Raw genomic sequence first — 17,846 nt, forward strand, 5'->3', positions numbered from 1 at the left:
TCACGCATTGCTCGCCCCGCGCGGCGCTTACCCGACATCAGCTGCGGAGAACCTCTCGATCTCGGCTTCGAGTTCAGCCATCTGCTCGCCGCCGGCCATGAGGTCGGTAATGGCCTCGCGGCTTTTCTCGCCCTTGCGGAAGTCGGCGGCCTTGGCGCCTCTGATGAGGACGGCGAAGTGGTCGCCGACGGTCAGGGCATGGACGACATTGTGGGTGATGAAGATCACCGCGATGCCCCTGCGGCGCGCCTGGAGCACAATGCGCAGCACGTGCGCCGCCTCCTTCACGCCAAGCGCAGCGGTTGGTTCGTCGAGGATCAGCACGCTGGCGCCGAAATGCACGGCGCGCGCGATCGCCAGCGCCTGGCGTTCGCCACCGGACAGTCCGCCGACGAGGCGGTCGCCGTCGTCGATGCGGGTGATGCCGAGCTGGCGCATCTCGGTGACGGCGATCTCGTTGGCCCGTTTGCGGTCGTAGATGGTCAGCGGCCCCCAGCGCCGCGTCGGCTCGGCGCCGACGAAGAAGGAGCGGCCGATGCTCATCAGCGGGAATGTCCCGCCGAACTGGTGGACGGTGGCGATGCCATGGTCACTGGCGTCGCGGGGGCTGTCGAAGGCCACGGATTTGCCGTCCATCTCCATCGTGCCCGAGGTGGGCTTGTGGACACCGGAGAGGATCTTGATCAGTGTCGACTTGCCGGCACCATTGTCGCCGAGCAGGCACAGCACCTCGCCTCTGTTGACCTCGAGCGAGATGTCGTGGAGCACGTCGATCGGGCCGAACGACTTGTTGATTCCAGTCAGCCTGAGCAGGGGCGTGGTCATCAGCGTGCCCTCGATTTGGCACGTGGCGCGTAGGTCAGCGCCAGGGTGCGGAAGGTGTCGTTCATCAGCACGGCCGCCAGCAGCAGGACGCCGATGATCAGGCTTGCCCAGTTGGCGTCGAAGCCGGTGTAGAAAATGCCCTGATTGACGATGGCGAAGGTCAGCGTGCCGAGCACGATGCCGACCACCGATCCGTAGCCGCCTGTCAGCAGCACGCCGCCGATGACTACCGCGATGATCGAGTTGAAGATGAAGGACTGGCCGGCGGCCACCTGGGCACTGTTGTAGAGGATGGCCTGCGACATGCCGACGAAGGAGGCGCACAGGCCGCTGCTCATGAACAGCGCGATGGTCAACCGGTCGGTCGGGATGCCGGCATTGCGGGCGCTCACCGCGTCACCGCCCATGGCCAGGATCCAGTTGCCGAAGCGCGAGAAGTTCAGGATGAAGCCGACGATGAGGATGGCGGCGATCCACCAGAACAGCGTCACCTCGAACTTACCGCCGAGATAGTCGCCGAACAGCAGCTTGGCGGTCGGTCCGCTCTTCAGCGCGACGCTGGTGCTGCCGGACAGGATGACCGAGAGGCCGAGCGTCAGGCCAGCCAATGCGAACAGCGTGGCGAGCGTAACGACGAAGGACGGCACTTTGGTGCGGATCACCAGCACGCCGTTGATGAAGCCGACGGCGAGCCCAAGGCCAAGCGCGGCGAGGATGCCGACGATGATCGGCAGGTCGTAGTGGCCCGACAGGATGGCAATGGTCATCGAACTGGCGGGGACCATCGAGCCGACGGAGAGATCGAGATGCCCGGCGATCATCAGCAGCCCGATGGGAAGCGCGATGATGCCGAGTTCCGAGGCGACGTTGAGCCAACTCGCGGCACCTCCGGCCGACATGAAATTGGCGCCGCCGAAGATCGAGAAAAACACCAGAACGGCGATCATGCCGATCAGCGAGCCGACCTCGGGGCGGCGCACGAGGCTGCCGATCGAGGGCATCGAAGATTGCGGGGGCGCAGTCGCTACCACGGCGAGTTGGTTATGGGCTTGGGATGTCATCGAAATGTCCCTGGCTTGAACAATGGGAGCCTGGCGCTGCCAGTTGTCGGCGGCGCGTGGCAGATGATGTCCGGCCCGCGGATGGGCCGGACATTCTGTCTGCAGAAGCTAGCGAGCGCCGGCCGCGGCACCAGCCATCGTCGCATCGACATTGGCTGCGTCGACGATCCCCGGTCCGGTCAGCACCGGCTTGGTCGGCAGGTCGAGCCCATAGTTGACGAAGCCGTTCAGCAACGACACCGCGAGATAGCCCTGCAGATAGGGTTGCTGGTCGACCGCGAACATTTGCGTGCCGGCCTTGATGCGCTGCAGGCCGGTCTCGTCCATGTCGAATGAGGCGAGCTTGACCTTGTCGCCGGCATTGGCCTGGCTGATGGCATTGGCGGCACTGTTGGCGTCGCCGGCGCTGATGGTGATGACGCCGTCGATGGTGTTGTCTTTCAGCACCGCGGCCTTGATCGCCTCGGCGACCGCGGTCGGATTGCCGAAGCTGGACGAGGGCAGCGGCAACTGGCTGGATTTGCCACCGCTCTTGGCGATGGCGTCGGCAATGCCCTTGCAGCGGTCCTCGGTGTTGGTGGCGCCCGGCAAAGTGTTGACGCACAGCACGTTCTTGGCGCCATGGCTGCCGTAATAGGTGCCACCACCCAGGCCGGCGGCATATTCTTCATTGCCGACATAGTTCATGGCGCCGAGCCGCTTGGCCGAGTCCATGCCGCCGGAATTGTAGATGATGAGCGGCACGCCGGCGGCAACGACTTCCTTGAAGGCGTCGTCCATAGCCTCCGGCACCCAGTCAGGGCCGACAATGGCGCTCGGCTTCTGGCTGAGCGCGGTGCGGATCAGCTTGGCAGCGTCCGGACCGAGATTGTCGTAGTTCTGCGGACCGAGCCAGGTCACCGAGCCGCCGGTCAGTTCGGCGACCTTGCCGGCATCGTCGGCGCCCTTCTTGACCTTCGACCAGAACGGGTCGTCCGCCTTGCCGCCGATGACGAAGATCTTAGCACCATCGGCCATGGCCGACGTGGCCGATGTCGCTGCCACGCCCGCAAGCATGATCGCGGTCAACAGTTTCGTGATGTTTTTCATTTCATTTCCTCCCGGTTGCCGTCGTCAGACGGGTTTAGAAAAAATCGAATTCATCCGCAGGCGCGCACCTCTCCCGTTGCGCGTCGCGTCGCTTGATCAATGGTTCGCAGCGGCTTTGGCGTTCATGCGTTCCTTCTTTTTCTGGAAGCGGGCGTCCATCATGGCTTCGCCCTCCCTGGTGCCGTCGTGCCAGGTGCCGAACCACCGATCGAGCGGGATCAGCCCGTCGCCGCCGTAGTTCACCTCGAAATATTTGTGGTGCAGGTAATGCGCGTAGGCGTGGCTATCGACAGCCTTGTCGTCGGTCACTTCCAGCTTGTCGAAGCCGAGATGGCCATTGACGGCGCCGAAGCCGGCGACATGCAGTTGGAATAGCGCGACGATCGGATTGGACGGGATGACCAGGTGCCAGAAGGCGACCGCGTGATAGAGGAACCCTTCCACCGGATGCATCGACAGCGACGACCAGGGCGACGGGTTGATAGAATTGTGGTGGACCGAATGGATCCAGCGATAGAGCGGTCCCCAGTGGATCAGCCGGTGGATGAAGAAGAAGTGCACCTCGTGGATGGCCGGCGCGACCAGCACAAGGGCAGCGAGGTAGACCGGGTGATCCGACCAGCCGATCCACGGCACGTAACCATTGGCAAAGCACCAGAGGAAGACGACTTCGACAACGGTCCACAACGGGATGGTGATGAAGAACGAGCGCAGGAAGTTGTCGAGGTTCTGGCTCTGGAACCAGAAAACGTCGGAGGGCGCGTCGGCAGGGAATTTGTGGTTGTACTTGAACCGCGTCGCCTGGGTTCGCTTGATATAGTAGCGCAGCTCGAAGATGCCGTAGAAGACAAGGATCGCCGCTGCGTTGACGGCATAGAGCCACAACGCCCAGCCCCAGCCGATGGTCTTCATCGTCTCGACGCTCGGCACGATATAGAACCAGTAGAGCAGCGCCGTGGCCATATGGAAGGCATTCCACGGCCAGATATAGCCGGGCAGCCACGCCAGAATCTTCGGCAGCCTGGGCGGCCAGTTCCACAACGGCGCGCCCTCGATGCGTCTGTTGGGCTTCCAGTCGCCGCGCTTGTCGCGCACGCCGTATTTGAGATCGTCCATGCAATCCTCCACCCGCAATGCCGCACCTGCAACGCCTTGGGACGGGTCGCACGCGCACGCTGCCTCACACCGCCTGAGAGCGATGGGCGAAACCCGTCTGCGCTGTGCTGCTGCTATCCCTGGGCTGGCGGTGCGTCCGCCTTGCTTGCTTTTGACGAGATAAACATCTTGATCCAAAATGAATCAAGAATAGAATGTTTGTTCCAAACTGATTGTGTCATTCATATCAATCTGGCACGATAAATGATATCTTCGTATCAATTGCTACAGGCGGATGAGACGAAATGGATCAGAACAAGCGGCCGACGATCAGGGATGTGGCCGCCGAGGCGAATGTTTCGGTGGCCACCGTCAACCGGGTGCTGAGCGGCACCGGCGCCGTCCGCCAAGGCACGCGCGAGCGCGTCAGGCTGGCGGCGGAGCAGATCGGCTTCTACGGCATGGGCGCGCTGCGCAGCCGCATAGCGGCCGCCCGGCCGCACTACCGCTTTGGCTTCCTGCTGCACCAGCCCGGCCGCGCCTTCTACCGCAACATCGCCGAGGCGCTGCGCGCGGTGGCGCCGACCACGCCCGACTGCGAGATAGAGCTGCGAATCGAGTTTCTTGACGACCTGTCGCCGCAGAATGTCAGAGCGCGCCTGCTGGCGCTCGGCGCCGAATGCGACGCCGTCGGCGTCGTCGCCGCCGTCCATCCGCTTGTCACCCAGGCGGTCGATGCGCTGCAGGCCCGCAACGTGCCGGTGTTTGCGCTGATCTCGCAAATATCGGCGACGGGTCAGGTTCATTACATCGGGCTGGACGGCTGGAAGGTCGGCCGCACCGCGGCCTGGGTGTTCGAGCATGTCTGCAAGGCGCCTGGCAAGCTCGGCATCCTTGTCGGCAATCACCGCTATCGCTGCCAGGAAATGAACGAGAGCGGCTTCCGCTCCTATTTCCGCGAGCACGCCCCTGATTTCACGCTGCTGGAGCCGCTGCTGACCTTCGAATCGAGCGCCATCGCACAGGAGATGACCGAGAAGCTGCTGAACGAAAATCCGGATCTGTCCGGCCTCTATGTCGCCGGTGGTGGCATCACCGGCACTATCGCGGCCCTGCGCTCCACCGGCCGCGCCGGCAGCATCGTCGTCGTCGGCTATGAGTTGATGGAGTCGACCCGCTCGGCGCTGCTCGACGGCACGCTGACCTTCATCATCTCGCACCCGCTCGCCCGAATCGCGCTCGAAGCGCTGACCGGCATGGTCCGCGCCGTTGCCGCCCCGAACGATGGTGGCAATTTGACCGCCATCTTGCCGTTCGAGGTATACACGCGGGAGAATATTTAGAGCAAAGGTTACAGCACAGCGTTCATATGGAGGTTCCGACAAAGGTCCAACATGATCTTGCGCCCTTTGGAAAAAACGCTGAGCCTATCCTCATCAGGGGCGAGATGGGGCACGACATTTCTGGCATCGACGCATAGCTTTCCACGGACGTCCGCTCTTGGACAAAGTCCAACACGCCGGAAAACGGCCGACATTGGGCGCAAAGCTGCCGTTCGCGTCATGGATAGCTTTCGGGTCGGACTCTCCCGTTCCCTACGGGTCTTTGCAGCACCGAGCCAGGCCCATCACGCCCGACACTGTAGAAAATATCGCATGGTCTCTGAGTTGGGGGGAAAGGCGGTAGCGCTCTCCCGCTACCAAATTTCTAGGGTAATTTCAATAGCTTACCTGACGATGCCCGAACTTAGGTAGTCTTAGGTGTCGACCTCTTCTATGCGTCACGCCACTCCTACACCACTTCGGGACTAGCCAAGCTATAGCTACGGCGGTCAACAAAGTTGGCTACCGTCGTAACCGTCGGGCCCCGCCGAGAAGTCATCCTCCCGATCTGGCCATGTTCTCCGCCAGCGCAGCGTCAGGATGATCTCATCGTCTTCCATAGCCGCGGAGTCACCATGATTATAGAACCAATCAAGAACGCAATCAGGGCCGCAAGAGCGGCTCCCCACCATGATTATCGAGCCCGCGGTCTTCCTCGACCCAGGTCATCTGAGAAAACGTATGCCCCGTCAATTTCCGGATACGATAGCGGAATCGATGGGCTAGGTGCGTGGGGATCGGCCGGGCTACGTCTTCCAGCGCACCAACCCGGATCTCTTCCGCGTCAAGGCTCTCCGGCAGAACGATCAGCGGGTCGCCGTCGGCGCGCAGCGAGAGTTCCAGAACCCGCCTTACGGTCATGTTCTCCGGAAGCCGGACCCGCGGCGACAAGGTGGCGTCGCGGAGCACGGTCATGTCCGCAGGGAGAGTGAATTCCGGGTACAGCGCGAAGATGCCGTCGTCGACCTCCAGGCTGCGGACCCGTCGTCCCTGCGGGAATCCGGTCGATGTCGTGGTTGATGCCATTGGTGTCCGTCACGGTCGGCCAGTAGAAGTTGCCCGCGGCTTGTAGGCCGTCTGCTGTTCGATATGATCGCCAAGGATCGCGGCGCGCGGATGGAAGACCTCATCGCGATTCTCGCATCGACCGGCGGTTTCTCATGCTTGGCCGCCGCGTTGAGCGAAGTCCCCGGCCCCAACTATCCGCCCGTCAGCAATCTCATGATGATAGAAGGCAAGGACCGCCATCGCTATTTCTTCGGCGACCTTCCCAACCGCTATCTCATAGAGAGCGAACTCGCGTTGCTCAGCTTGGCGTTGGGCGCGTCTCAAGCCTGCGGCGGAACTATCTCACTGGATATGGTGCATCAGACAATGCGTCGCGTAGCGAGCACCGTAGGTGGAGACGAATTCGGAAAGCTGGACCTTCCCACCGAGCATCGTCCCGGCGATCTGCCGTTCAACTACGTTCGCTACCTTTGGCCAAAGATTCTTGAAGGGCTGAGCCTTTATGATGTGCCGGCAACGCAGCGACCGGCTGCGATCGGCTTTGCACTTCAGCGCGCGATCGAGGCGGGCAAGGATGCTATCAATCCGACGCTGGCGGCGCGGATCGCGATAGTCGTTGCGCTGGGCCGTGCGCAACGGGTTCTTCTCGCCATAGGCGGCGCCGGTCGCGGCTCCAACCTCCAGCTCCATCAGCCGCTCGGCGGCAAAGCCAATCATCTCGCGCAAAAGATCGGAATCCGGAGTCTTCTCCACGAGCGCGCGCAGGTTCATCATGTCGTCCGTCATCGATGGTTCCTTCGAATCAGGTTGGTGTCAGCAACCCGACCTTACCGGCGAACTGTCGATGACCACCGCAAAGCAGCTCGCTCGCTACAGCGCCGTTTAGGGCGCGCTCGCGAGCGGCTTCGCAACCGCCGAGCTACACCACCTGTGGGGACGCGACCAGACAATATAGAAGAAGCGGCTCGGCAGGCGAAGCATATGGGTTCGATTTCGCCTCCTGCCAGATGCACTCTTCAACGAGCCATGAGGATCGGCAGTCCGGGTTCCTCGATCAGGGACTTCGTCACGCCGCCGAAAATACGCTCGCGCAGCCGGGAATGACCGTAAGCACCCATGACTATCAGCTCGGCGCCCGTGTCGATCGCGTGCTGGCGAAGAACGTCGGCGACAAAATGGTTAGAGCTCGGCAGGCGATCCACCGCGACCTTCACGCCATGCCGGGAGAGATAGGTCGCCACATCCGCTCCAGGTTCCGCACCATGGTGCCGTTCGTCCTCGATCGGGTCGATCATGACGATGCGTACCTCATTGGCTGCTGACAGGATGCCGAGCGACTCTCGTACGGCGCGCGACGCCTCCAGGCTGGCGTCCCACGCGACTAGGACGCGCTTTGGTTTCAACGTCACGCGCGCTCCCTTGGGGACCAGCAGGATCGGCCTCCCGGACGAGAACAATCCACCTGCAATGACCTTCTCCTTGAGCGAGCGGCTTGCGAGCATTTCCGCCCCGATAACGGTCAAGTCGGCGTAGCGGGCACGCCGACCGATGATTTCATCCGCCCAGGACTGCTCCGGGTAATCGCTGCTGAGGTCAGCCGACACCGGGCTTTCCGACAGCATTTTGGATACCACCGAACTACGCCTCTCCAGGATTTCCACTTCGGCTTCGCGTTCTGCGAGCCAGGCCGGCGAGACCACCGCTGCGTATTCTCCGCCTGAAGGGGGCGCAGCGATGAGCAGAACAAGCACGCAGAGATGGGCATCGATTTCTTCGCACAGGCCAGCGGCGAGCCTCAGATCATCGTCTCCGTGATCGGGCCCTGTGACCGTGAGCAATGTCTTGAATGGCATGGTGGCCGCTCCTTGTTCGAGAAAGGTTTCACATAGGAGCTAGCCGTAGCGAGCCGATCGGAATCCTTCCTTGCGCTGAATCAAACCGATCCCTCCGCGGGATTGATCCCGGTCAACGTATGCGCGCGTCGCACGCTTTAGCCTGACATTGATGGCTGGAGGCGGATCAATGAAGATTGTGGACGGCGATGGGTCTTCTAGCGCTGACGCTGAGCGCCGCGGCGGCACAGGAGATGAGCAATGGGCAGCAGGAATATCTGAATTCCTGCGCGGTCCGCCACGGCGTGGACGGCAGGGGCGGCGGGCCCATGGCCGACGAACTGCGGAAGCGCCCCTCCGATCTGACGACGCTGACAAGACGCAATAGCGGGGAATTTCCCTACCGGCGGGGTCTTTGCGACGATCGACGGTCGCGGCCTCGTATCGGCGCACGGCGAGCGCGACATGCCGGTCTGGGGCAATCAGTTTCTGCCTGACGACGTAAAGCGTTACGGCGCCTACCGTGGAGAGGCCGTGACCACGGAACGCTTCCATAACCTCGCCGGTTACCTGCAGACGCTTCAGCGTTAGCAGGCCTCGCGAGACTTCAGTCGGCGAGGCCGAACGATGATGCAACCAAGGCCAAGGGCACACGCAATGATCGCTGAGAACCAGGATGTCGTGGTCGAGATGTTGGGGGATCCTGCCAGCTATGGCGAGGCTGGTCCCGTCGAGACGATCGAAACGCACATTTCCCGAATCTTCCTTGTCGGGCGACGCGCATTCAAGATGAAGCGGGCGGTCAAGCTGCCCTATGTCGATTTTTCGACGCCGCAGTTGCGGCTCGCCGCGTGCGAAAGGGAAGTGGAGTTGAACTCCAAAACAGCGCCTGGTCTTTATCTCGATGTCCACCGCATCACGCGCGCAGGAGATCGGCTTGCCCTGGATGGGTCGGGGGAACTGGTCGACGGCGTTATCGAGATGGTCCGCTTCGATCAGTCGAAGCTTCTCGATCGCATGGCCGCCGCAGGGAAGTTAACCCCCGCGCTGATGACAAGCGTGGCGCGCATGATTGCGCAATACCACCGCGGGGCCGAAGTGATCCATGCCGGCGGCGGGTCGGCAAATATCGGCGGCGTGCTGGAAATCAATTCGGCCGGATTTGCGACAAGCCACGTGTTCGGCGAAAAGGAGATCGAAACGCTCAACGCGGCGTTTCGCGACGCCCTCGCCCGCCATGCCGGCCTGCTTGACCGGCGCATGGCGGCAGGCCGAGTCCGCCGCTGCCATGGCGACCTGCATCTGCGCAACATCTGCGTCTTCGATGGCGAGCCTCGCCTGTTTGATTGCATTGAATTCAATGATCAGATCGCCACCGTCGATGTCCTCTACGATATCGCATTCCTGCTTATGGATCTGTGGCATTGCGGGTTTCCGCAATTCGCCAATCTGGTGATGAACCGCTATCTCGACGACGCCGATGACGAAGACGGCTTCATCCTCCTGCCATTCTTCATGGCGGTGCGGGCAGCGGTACGCGCTCACGTGACCGCGACGCAGGTCGAGGAGGGCAGCCAGGACTCCACAAAGCTGACTGCCGAAGCACGATCCTATTTCGAGCTTGCGCTAGCCCTCCTGACCGAAACGCCGCCCCGGCTTGTCGCGATCGGCGGTTTGAGCGGCTCGGGCAAGACGACGATCGCCGAGGCGCTCGCTGCTCAGATCGGCACGCCGCCCGGCGCCCGGATCGTCGAGAGCGACCGCATCCGCAAGGCCATGCATGGCGTGGCGGCCGAAACGAGGCTGCCGGACAAGGCCTACCGGCCCGGCGTATCGGAACGCGTCTACCGCCAGATAGCCTGGCTCGCCGAGTTGATCCTTGCCGAAGGCGGCTCCGTCGTCGCCGACGCCGTCTTCGACAAGGCGGAGGATCGCGGCAGGGTTGAGCGCGCCGCGAGCGGGACAAATGTCCCGTTTGCGGGATTTTGGCTGGTGGCCGATCCGTCGGTGCTTTGGCGCCGGGTCAGCGAGCGCAAGGGTGGGCCCTCCGATGCCACGCTCGACATCCTGTCGCGGCAATTGCAGCGCGATCCCGGCCCATTGACCTGGCGCAAGATCGAGGCGAACCGCAAGGTAGCCGAAATCACGGCCGAGATGGTGACCTCGATTGAGGGCGCTGTTTCATCCGCGGTCAGCCTCAGGAAGACCGGATCATAGGGCTGGCTCGGCCCGCTCGCACGATCACGGCCAGATCGGGACCGCCCGGCAGATCGGCAACCCTGCCGTAGCAGCGGTGACCAGCCACGCGCGAATGTTTGGCGATTAACCGGCCAGATCTCCCCCTCGGAGCCGCCGCCAACAATCTTGTCGAAGACAACGCGACCGACTGGGCCAACGCGCTCGGTCGCGCCGACGACGCCGATGGACCGAAGGCGCCGGGCATTCATTGCGCTGGATCAAAGCGTCATCCGTCCCCTTGCGGCTAGCTACAGCGATGCTGCCTCATGCTGTCTCACCTAGCGAGCATGAGCGAGCATCGCCGTCGAAGGAGAATCCGATGAGCTATTATCTCAGCAAAGGCCTCGAGATGCCGTTCACCGCGGCGATCGAACACGTCACCAAGAAGCTTGCCGACAAGGGCTTCGGCATCCTGACGAAGATCGATGTCCAGCAGACGATGAAGGTCAAGCTGGGCGTCGACTTCAAGCCATACATGATCCTCGGCGCCTGCAATCCGCATTTCGCATGGCGCGCGCTGCAGGCCGAGGACAAGATCGGCGCCATGCTGCCCTGCAACGTGATCGTGACCGAGACCGCCCCCGGACAGGTCGAGGTAGCGGCCATCGATCCGATGGCGGCGATGGGAGCCATCGACAACCCGCAGCTTGCCGCGACGGCAAAGGATGTTCGGCTGTTGCTGCAGGAAATGATCAGCGAACTTTGACGGCGGCCATGAACGAGTCCGTGCTGCGGCGTATGCTGCTGATCATCGCCGTTCTCGGTCTGGCGCTTGGGCTGGGCGCCTGGCGGAGTGGTGCCGACTTTGTCTCGCCCGATGCAATCTGGACGGCGGCAACCTTGCCAGTCGTAACGATGCTCGCCATTTCCATCTTGCGGGATTTCTGGATCGGCCGGATCGGCGTCGATGCGATCGCGCTGGTTTCGATGTCGGCGGCGCTATTGCTTGGGCAGGCTTTGGCAGCGGTGGTTATCGCCATCATGTATGCGGGCGGCACAGTGCTCGAAGATCTGGCGCGCGGCCGAGCGGAGCGGAATCTCAGGGCTCTGACCGATAGGGCGCCGCGCGTGGCGCATCGAAAATCGGCACACGGCACCGAGACTGTTCCGATCAATCAAGTGGCCGTCGGCGACGAGCTTTTGGTGCGCGCCGGCGAATTGCTGCCCGTAGACGGCATCCTGACCGACGCCTCGGCCCTGCTCGATGAATCGACCGTCACCGGAGAGGCTCTGCCGGAGCGGCGATGCGCCAGCGATGCATTGCGCAGCGGCACCGTCAATGCAGGCGAGGCCTTTGTCATGCGGGCCTCGGCCATCGCCGACAAGAGCACCTACGCCGCGATCGTGCGCATGGTCGCCGCCGCGCAAACCGCCAAGGCGCCGTTCATACGCATTGCCGATCGCTTTGCCCTGCTGCTGCTTCCGGTCACGTTGCTGGTCGCAGGCATCGCCTGGTATCTTTCGGGTGATCCGATCCGCGCCCTCGCCGTTTTGGTGGTCGCAACGCCCTGTCCGCTGATCCTCGCGGCGCCCGTTGCATTCATCGGCGGCGTGTCTCGCGCTGCCCGCGCCGGCATTTTGATGAAGGGCAGCACGGCGCTGGAGGCGCTCGCCCAGATACGCACCGCGATCTTCGACAAGACCGGCACCTTGACGCTCGGCGGCGCCGAGCTGATCGAGATCGATGTCGCTCCGAGCCAGGAAGCCGAGGAATTGCTGCGACTTCTGGCTTCTCTGGAACAGGCTTCGCATCATGTCCTTGCGGATTCGATTGTCCGCATCGCTCATCATAGAAATCTGGCGCTGTCCCAACCCCGCGATGTTCGTGAATATCGCGGAGAAGGCCTGAAGGGGCAGGTTGATCTGACATCGATCGCGGCAGGGTCGAGATCGCTCGTCCTTGGGGACCGACCACAGCCTCAATGGGCGGAAAGTGGAGAGGAACGGCACCGCAACGCGCAAGCGCTCAGGGTGTTTCTGGCGCTTGATGGCGAGCTTGCCGGCATTTTCACTTTCGGAGACGCCATACGCGAGGATGCTCCCGACACTGTCGGGGCTTTGCGCTCGGCAGGCGTCACCCGCATCGTCATGCTCACCGGCGATGACGGCGCGGCGGCGGACAAGATTGCCGCTTCGCTGGAACTCGATGCCGTGATTGCCGATGCCACGCCAGCGGACAAGGTCGCAACGGTCGAGACGGAGAAGGCGATGGCGCCGACGATGATGGTGGGCGACGGGATCAACGACGCCCCCGCCCTTGCCGCGGCGACCGTGGGTATCGCCATGGGCGCCCGCGGCGGGACAGCCTCCTCGGAGGCGGCGGACGTCGTCGTGCTGACCGACAGGCTGCAGCCGGTCGCGGAAGCATTGCGGATCGCCAGGCGCACGCGGGGGATCGCCCTGCAGAGCATCATTGTCGGGCTCGCGCTCTCGGGCATCGCGATGATCGCGGCTTCCATGGGGCATATAACGCCGGTGGCGGGAGCATTGCTTCAGGAGGGCATAGACGTTGCGGTGATACTCAATGCGCTGCGTGCCCTTGGCGATGGCCGTCTCGAACACAATCGAGCCAGGAGAACTGAACGGTCATGACGCAGGAGAATCTGGTGGTCTGCACCAAATGCGGCGTGGTCAATCGACTGCCGCTCAGCCGAAACGGCGCCGACGCGCAATGCGGAAAGTGCGGCGCCCGGCTGTTTTCAGGGGTCCCGCAGGACGTCGACACGGCGAACTTCGATCGTCAGATCGGTCGCGGCAGTCTACCCGTCCTCGTCGACGTCTGGGCTCCATGGTGCGGTCCATGCAAGATGATGGCGCCGGCCTATGAAGCCGCCGCCAAGGCGCTTGAGCCTCACGTTCGGCTGATCAAGCTGAATTCCGACAAGGAGCAGGCCATCGCAGCGAGGTTGGGCATTCGCGGCATCCCCACCATGATCCTGCTTCACGAGCAGCGGGAAATCGCGCGCATCTCGGGGGCAATGAACACCGGCCAGATCCTCCGTTGGGTTGGCAGTCATATTCCGATAGGCACCAGCTAAGCCTGTCGCGGAGAGCCGAAACTCGTTTGACCTCGATCAAGGTCACATCGGGTCGCCGCGGTACGGTGACTCCAAAGGAGTTTGCCATGACCGCTCTGCACGACCTTACCCCCAAATTCAGGAACATCCGCCTGCTTCTGGCTCGCGAGAAAGATCATCCGGAGGGCGACCGCGAAGAAGGCTATGATGTGCTGGCGCCGCTCACCGACGAAGGGCGGCTGGATGCGGAGGAATGGAAATCGCACAAGGGCTTCTGCCGTGTCCGCCGCTTCCGTAGCGGCGAAGAGGACCTTGTCGGCCGCTTGCGCCGCAAGCCAGGTGGGCAATGGTTTTTCGACTATGCCGAGGGCGATCGTGACGACGAGGACGGCTTTCATCTCGGCGACGAGCGCTTCGTGACCGGCGAGTATGTCTCCATAAGGCGCAACGGGGCCATGCACACTTATCAAGTGGCCCGGGTCGAGCAGCCGTAGGACCTCTCTCGAAGCCGGCCGGAGGGAACCATGTCACGCCGTATACTTGTTGTCGTCGGCCATCCCGACCCGTCACCTGACCGGCTCTGCCGCGCCTTGGCTTCCGTATATGCCGAAGGCGCGGAACGGGCCGGCCATGCCGTGCGCAAGATCGACCTGGCCTTGCTGGACTTTCCGATGCTTCGGACAATGCAGGAGTTCGAGCACGGGACGATCCCCGACAGCCTCAGGCAAGCGCCCGAGGCGGTCGTCTGGGCGGAGCATTACGTCTTTGTCTTCCCGCTTTGGCTGGGCACCGTGCCGGCCATGCTCAAAGCTTTCCTGGAGCAGGTGATGCGGCCAGGCACGGCGTTCGCGTACCCGGCCAAAGGCGAAGGTTTCGCCAAATCCCTGCTGCGCGGCCGCTCCGCTCGCCTGGTCGTGACGATGGGAATGCCCGCGGCCGTCTACCGGATCTGGTTCCTCAGCCACGGGATTGCCGGCATGCGGCGCGGCATCCTCAATTTTGTCGGCATCAGGCCGGTGCGGGAAACACTGTTCGGCATGGTCGCGAGCGCCAGCGACGCAAAGCGGGCAAAGTGGATTGGTCAAATGCGCATGCTCGGTCGGCGAGGGCTTTGAGGCGCTGACCGGGAAAATCGCGACGGCAATTTGGAGTGCTGGCGACATCTTGGTCGGCCGCCCAGATTTCGAAGACAGCCGCAGATTTCCGGCTCAGAGCCGGCCAGCCTTATGGGTCGACTGTAAATTCCGCCCACATGCTGGCGCCGTAGTGACCTGGCACGTTGCAGATAAGCAGGTATTTTCCAGCCTTCAGGTCAACGGTCAACGAACCTGATTTGCCGGGATCGAGCTCCGAAACCTCGCCATTGTCGCCAGCCTTGTCTTCGTCGACCCGATTCTCGGCATCGATGTAAGGAAGTGGCTTCTTCGGGTCGGCAAGGAACATCACGATCATTTCGTGAACGGTATCCTTGGAATCATTCTTCACATTGAAGGTGACCTCGCCGGCCTTCACCGCACCGGGCGTGGCCTTGATCCCCATCGTCGCCTTGCTGGCGTCGAATCCCGGCGTCGCATAGGCGAGCCCCACTGGCATCTCCGTGCTCGCGCCCTTGTCCCATAGCGAGACCTGAACAAGCGATGCAGCCTGGACGACGCCGGAACTGCCGGTCATGAGCACGGTTGCGACAAGTCCAAGCTTGTAAATGGTCTTCATGGCGACCCTCCTTAGGACGGACGGCATAAGCCTTCACGTCGCGCTCACCCTGCTCGCGCAGTCATGCGCCGTCATTGCGCCAAATCAAACGGAACGGGAGAATTCAACCGCTGCGCCGATGCAATGTCAGCCGGATGTCAGGTTGAATTGGGTATGTCGCCAGAATGACGATGAAATCATCGTCTCACAGGGTCGATCGAAAATCCCAACCACTGGCGCAGCACTCGCGCCCGACAGCACGAATGGAGCCACCATGTATCGTACACTCGTTCTCGCAGCGCTTGCCGGAATGCTTGCAGGACCTGCGCTTGCCGCTGGCGGCACTTGCAGCACCGCCCCGAAATCCCAGTTCAAGCCCAAAGCGACGCTCGAGGCAGAATTGACCGGTGAAGGCCTCACCGTCCGGCAGATCAAGGTCGAGAAGGGCTGCTACGAGGTCTACGCGGTCGACAAGGCAGGCAAGAAAGTCAACATGGCCTACAATGCCGAGACCCTTGAAAAGCTCGACAATGCCGAAGCCGGCGAGAACTGATCGGAACATCTCGGTGGCAGCGGATGATCAGCCGGAGTCAGCGGGGGTGCGTGTCTGGGATCGGGTCGTGCGGAGCTTCCACTGGGCGCTGGTGCTCAGCTTCGCCACGGCGTGGTTGACACGCCATTCCTCGGAAGACATCCACCACTGGGCTGGTTACGCCGCTGCCGCGCTGATCGCGTTGCGGCTCGTGTGGGGCATTCTGGGAACGCCCTATGCGCGCTTCTCGCAATTCGTGCGCGGTCCGGCGGCTGTGTTGAGCTATCTCTGCGCAATGCTGAGCGGTCGCGAAGCACGCCACATCGGCCATAACCCCGCAGGCGGCGCGATGGTGGTCGCGCTAATCGCGGTGATGAGTGCAACCGCGCTGACCGGCTGGCTGATGACCATGGACGCCTTTTTCGGCGTGCCTTGGGTCGAAGCAGCGCACAGCCTGGCTGCGCATGGTCTGCTGCTGCTTGTCCTTGTTCACATTGGCGGCGTGACGCTGGCGAGCTTTCGGCATCGCGAGAACCTGGTTCGGGCCATGATCACGGGGCGAAAACGCGAGGCCGAGCAGGCCGATATCCCCTGACGGTCCGCCGGCGCACCCAGCCTTGCTCGCCTCCAATTCGACGAGCCATTCCTCATACGGCGCGAGCATCAGAGCCCAACGGCTCCTTCGAACACGTCACGGCACTAAGAACAGCAGCACCGCTTAACCTGCCCATGCGCAAGTCATCCAGCGCCCGGTTGGCCAACTCGAGCGGATAGGCCTTGGTGTGCGTACGCACCCGGGCGCGCTGCGCAATCGGGAAGAATTCCTCCGCGTCACGGCGGGTCAGGTTCGCGACGGACACCAATTCTCTTTCTTCCCAGAGAAGCTTGTAGGGCATCGATGGAATGTCGCTCATGTGGATACCGCCGCAGACCACGCGACCGCCTTTGCGCACCGCTCGCAACGCCGCCGGCACCAGTTCGCCGACCGGTGCGAAGATGATCGCGGCATCAAGCTCGACAGCGGGCAATTCCTCGGACGCCCCTGCCCAAACAACGCCCAACGAGCGTGCGAAATCCTGCGCCTGAAGGTCGCCAGCCCGTGTGAAGGCGAAGACCTCACGTCCCTGCCAGATCGCGACCTGCGTGATGATATGTGCAGCGGCGCCGAAGCCGTAGATGCCCAGTCGCCGACCGTCGCCGGCCTTCTTGAGGCAGCGCCAGCCGATCAGCCCCGCGCATAGGAGCGGCGCCAGCGACGCCGGATCCGCGACGGCATCGAGCTCGAAGGCGAAACGCTCGTCGGCAACGACATGACTGGCGAAGCCGCCATCGCGCGTGTAGCCGGTAGATAGAGGCTGGTCGCGGAGGTTTTCGGCGCCGGAGATGCAATAGGGACAGTGGCCGCATGTGTGTCCGAGCCAGGGGACACCCGCCCTCTGCCCAAGCCGGGATCGCGACACGCCCTCGCCGACCAGATCGACGATACCGACGATTCATGGCCCGGCACGAGCGGCAGCTTTGGTTGCGGCAGATCGCCGTCCACGACATGCAGATCGGTGCGGCAGACCGCGCATGCCTCCACCTTGAGCCTGATCTCGCCCGGCCCTGGTAGTGGGTCGGGGCGGTCGACGCGCCTCAAAGGCGTCCCGGGCTTTTCCAGCACCATTGCCTTCATCACGTTTCCCCGGTTTAGAAGATAGACGGGAATACACCGCTGCCACCTGCAACGTGAATGGAAACGCGCTGGTTCGGCACCCGTTCCTATCGCGAGCGCCGGATCCTGACCGGGTGCGGCCGTGTGTGATGACCGAAGCCATAGCCTGCCGAAGCACGGCCGCGCTTCCCTGCGGAGAGCATTTCGAAATAAAGGCCCGCGGCGGCAAGATAGGCAAGGCCGAGTATCCCGGTCCAGATTTCAATCATGTCGGAGGTCATGGTCAAATTCCCTCGGTTGGTTCTGGGCAAACAATTGCCGAGCCAAGTCATGCCGGCCTTGATCGTGATCAATCGCATGGACCAAGTAGCTTGCTCGACGAGACCTGGCTCGATCGGGTGATTTCGGGCTCCGCTCTAAG

17 protein-coding genes and 2 pseudogenes are annotated in these 17,846 nt (G+C 62.7%); 9 read left to right on the forward strand and 10 right to left on the reverse strand.

Translation table 11 applies throughout. From position 1 onward, the window contains the following. Positions 1 to 27: 27 nt before the first annotated feature. From RFM68_RS15790 to RFM68_RS15805, 4 genes are all read right to left on the reverse strand, one after another. Entirely contained in the window at positions 28 to 825 is a 798-nt protein-coding gene (locus RFM68_RS15790) for an ATP-binding cassette domain-containing protein (protein WP_320233894.1), read from the reverse strand. After that, on the reverse strand, positions 825 to 1,826 hold the full coding sequence (locus tag RFM68_RS15795; protein ID WP_320233947.1) for an ABC transporter permease: 1,002 nt from the start codon (positions 1,824 to 1,826) through the stop codon (positions 825 to 827). The genes RFM68_RS15790 and RFM68_RS15795 overlap by 1 nt, the downstream gene beginning before the upstream one ends. A 168-nt stretch (positions 1,827 to 1,994) precedes the next feature. Then, positions 1,995 to 2,975 carry a sugar ABC transporter substrate-binding protein gene (locus RFM68_RS15800; RefSeq protein WP_320233895.1) on the reverse strand — a complete coding sequence of 327 codons (981 nt, stop codon included), beginning with the start codon at positions 2,973 to 2,975 and terminating at the stop codon, positions 1,995 to 1,997. Positions 2,976 to 3,071: 96 nt separating this feature from the next. Further along, positions 3,072 to 4,091: a sterol desaturase family protein gene (locus tag RFM68_RS15805; protein ID WP_320233896.1), complete on the reverse strand. Its 1,020-nt coding sequence runs from the start codon at positions 4,089 to 4,091 to the stop codon at positions 3,072 to 3,074. 284 nt (positions 4,092 to 4,375) lie between these two features. Here RFM68_RS15805 and RFM68_RS15810 point away from each other — a divergent pair, with 284 nt between their 5' ends. After that, a complete protein-coding gene (locus tag RFM68_RS15810; protein ID WP_320233897.1) occupies positions 4,376 to 5,413 on the forward strand; it encodes a LacI family DNA-binding transcriptional regulator in 1,038 nt (345 codons plus the stop codon). A gap of 642 nt (positions 5,414 to 6,055) precedes the next feature. Here RFM68_RS15810 and RFM68_RS15815 read toward each other — a convergent pair. The 3 genes and pseudogenes from RFM68_RS15815 to RFM68_RS15825 form a co-directional block, all read right to left on the reverse strand. Next, complete coding sequence (locus tag RFM68_RS15815; RefSeq protein WP_320233898.1) at positions 6,056 to 6,478, reverse strand: hypothetical protein; 423 nt, start codon at positions 6,476 to 6,478, stop codon at positions 6,056 to 6,058. A gap of 537 nt (positions 6,479 to 7,015) precedes the next feature. Next, a pseudogene (locus tag RFM68_RS15820) lies at positions 7,016 to 7,246 on the reverse strand (IS256 family transposase); the annotation flags it as partial. A gap of 230 nt (positions 7,247 to 7,476) precedes the next feature. Continuing rightward, complete coding sequence (locus RFM68_RS15825; RefSeq protein WP_320233899.1) at positions 7,477 to 8,313, reverse strand: universal stress protein; 837 nt, start codon at positions 8,311 to 8,313, stop codon at positions 7,477 to 7,479. Between the two features lie 636 nt (positions 8,314 to 8,949). Here RFM68_RS15825 and RFM68_RS15830 point away from each other — a divergent pair. The 6 genes from RFM68_RS15830 (at position 8,950) to RFM68_RS15855 (ending at position 14,662) form a co-directional block, all read left to right on the forward strand. Then, positions 8,950 to 10,509 (forward strand): bifunctional aminoglycoside phosphotransferase/ATP-binding protein, encoded by a 1,560-nt coding sequence (locus RFM68_RS15830; protein ID WP_320233900.1) that lies wholly within the window; start codon positions 8,950 to 8,952, stop codon positions 10,507 to 10,509. Between the two features lie 340 nt (positions 10,510 to 10,849). Beyond that, positions 10,850 to 11,236, forward strand: coding sequence for a DUF302 domain-containing protein (locus RFM68_RS15835; RefSeq protein ID WP_320233901.1), 387 nt, complete (start codon positions 10,850 to 10,852; stop codon positions 11,234 to 11,236). A gap of 8 nt (positions 11,237 to 11,244) precedes the next feature. Further along, positions 11,245 to 13,122 carry a heavy metal translocating P-type ATPase gene (locus tag RFM68_RS15840; RefSeq protein WP_320233902.1) on the forward strand — a complete coding sequence of 626 codons (1,878 nt, stop codon included), beginning with the start codon at positions 11,245 to 11,247 and terminating at the stop codon, positions 13,120 to 13,122. Beyond that, positions 13,119 to 13,568 carry a thioredoxin TrxC gene (gene trxC, locus RFM68_RS15845; RefSeq protein ID WP_320233903.1) on the forward strand — a complete coding sequence of 150 codons (450 nt, stop codon included), beginning with the start codon at positions 13,119 to 13,121 and terminating at the stop codon, positions 13,566 to 13,568. Before RFM68_RS15840 ends, trxC begins: the two co-directional genes overlap by 4 nt. An 86-nt stretch (positions 13,569 to 13,654) precedes the next feature. Next, complete coding sequence (locus tag RFM68_RS15850) at positions 13,655 to 14,041, forward strand: hypothetical protein (protein ID WP_320233904.1); 387 nt, start codon at positions 13,655 to 13,657, stop codon at positions 14,039 to 14,041. 30 nt (positions 14,042 to 14,071) lie between these two features. Continuing rightward, on the forward strand, positions 14,072 to 14,662 hold the full coding sequence (locus RFM68_RS15855; RefSeq protein ID WP_320233905.1) for an NAD(P)H-dependent oxidoreductase: 591 nt from the start codon (positions 14,072 to 14,074) through the stop codon (positions 14,660 to 14,662). A 109-nt stretch (positions 14,663 to 14,771) separates the two neighbouring features. Here the strand turns inward: RFM68_RS15855 and RFM68_RS15860 are convergent, their stop codons facing one another. After that, positions 14,772 to 15,260 (reverse strand): sulfocyanin-like copper-binding protein, encoded by a 489-nt coding sequence (locus RFM68_RS15860; RefSeq protein WP_320233906.1) that lies wholly within the window; start codon positions 15,258 to 15,260, stop codon positions 14,772 to 14,774. Positions 15,261 to 15,513: 253 nt separating this feature from the next. Here RFM68_RS15860 and RFM68_RS15865 point away from each other — a divergent pair, with 253 nt between their 5' ends. Then, positions 15,514 to 15,792: a PepSY domain-containing protein gene (locus RFM68_RS15865; RefSeq protein ID WP_320233907.1), complete on the forward strand. Its 279-nt coding sequence runs from the start codon at positions 15,514 to 15,516 to the stop codon at positions 15,790 to 15,792. A gap of 13 nt (positions 15,793 to 15,805) precedes the next feature. Then, positions 15,806 to 16,366 (forward strand): cytochrome b/b6 domain-containing protein, encoded by a 561-nt coding sequence (locus tag RFM68_RS15870; protein ID WP_320233908.1) that lies wholly within the window; start codon positions 15,806 to 15,808, stop codon positions 16,364 to 16,366. 52 nt (positions 16,367 to 16,418) lie between these two features. Here the strand turns inward: RFM68_RS15870 and RFM68_RS15875 are convergent. Then, positions 16,419 to 17,446, reverse strand: a pseudogene (locus tag RFM68_RS15875) (zinc-dependent alcohol dehydrogenase family protein). Between the two features lie 86 nt (positions 17,447 to 17,532). Then, complete coding sequence (locus RFM68_RS15880; protein ID WP_320233909.1) at positions 17,533 to 17,706, reverse strand: hypothetical protein; 174 nt, start codon at positions 17,704 to 17,706, stop codon at positions 17,533 to 17,535. Positions 17,707 to 17,846 lie beyond the last annotated feature (140 nt).

This window comes from Mesorhizobium montanum (assembly GCF_033977145.1).
Classification (GTDB): domain Bacteria; phylum Pseudomonadota; class Alphaproteobacteria; order Rhizobiales; family Rhizobiaceae; genus Mesorhizobium; species Mesorhizobium montanum.

Coding starts and splice junctions, on each gene's coding strand:
- RFM68_RS15810 (WP_320233897.1), top strand. CDS start 4,376: ATGGATCAGAACAAGCGGCCGACGATCAGGGATGTGGCCGCCGAGGCG.
- trxC (WP_320233903.1), top strand. CDS start 13,119: ATGACGCAGGAGAATCTGGTGGTCTGCACCAAATGCGGCGTGGTCAAT.
- RFM68_RS15805 (WP_320233896.1), bottom strand. CDS start 4,091: ATGGACGATCTCAAATACGGCGTGCGCGACAAGCGCGGCGACTGGAAG.
- RFM68_RS15865 (WP_320233907.1), top strand. CDS start 15,514: ATGTATCGTACACTCGTTCTCGCAGCGCTTGCCGGAATGCTTGCAGGA.
- RFM68_RS15830 (WP_320233900.1), top strand. CDS start 8,950: ATGATCGCTGAGAACCAGGATGTCGTGGTCGAGATGTTGGGGGATCCT.
- RFM68_RS15795 (WP_320233947.1), bottom strand. CDS start 1,826: ATGCCCTCGATCGGCAGCCTCGTGCGCCGCCCCGAGGTCGGCTCGCTG.
- RFM68_RS15840 (WP_320233902.1), top strand. CDS start 11,245: ATGAACGAGTCCGTGCTGCGGCGTATGCTGCTGATCATCGCCGTTCTC.
- RFM68_RS15850 (WP_320233904.1), top strand. CDS start 13,655: ATGACCGCTCTGCACGACCTTACCCCCAAATTCAGGAACATCCGCCTG.
- RFM68_RS15790 (WP_320233894.1), bottom strand. CDS start 825: ATGACCACGCCCCTGCTCAGGCTGACTGGAATCAACAAGTCGTTCGGC.
- RFM68_RS15815 (WP_320233898.1), bottom strand. CDS start 6,478: ATGGCATCAACCACGACATCGACCGGATTCCCGCAGGGACGACGGGTC.
- RFM68_RS15825 (WP_320233899.1), bottom strand. CDS start 8,313: ATGCCATTCAAGACATTGCTCACGGTCACAGGGCCCGATCACGGAGAC.
- RFM68_RS15880 (WP_320233909.1), bottom strand. CDS start 17,706: ATGACCTCCGACATGATTGAAATCTGGACCGGGATACTCGGCCTTGCC.
- RFM68_RS15855 (WP_320233905.1), top strand. CDS start 14,072: ATGTCACGCCGTATACTTGTTGTCGTCGGCCATCCCGACCCGTCACCT.
- RFM68_RS15860 (WP_320233906.1), bottom strand. CDS start 15,260: ATGAAGACCATTTACAAGCTTGGACTTGTCGCAACCGTGCTCATGACC.
- RFM68_RS15800 (WP_320233895.1), bottom strand. CDS start 2,975: ATGAAAAACATCACGAAACTGTTGACCGCGATCATGCTTGCGGGCGTG.
- RFM68_RS15835 (WP_320233901.1), top strand. CDS start 10,850: ATGAGCTATTATCTCAGCAAAGGCCTCGAGATGCCGTTCACCGCGGCG.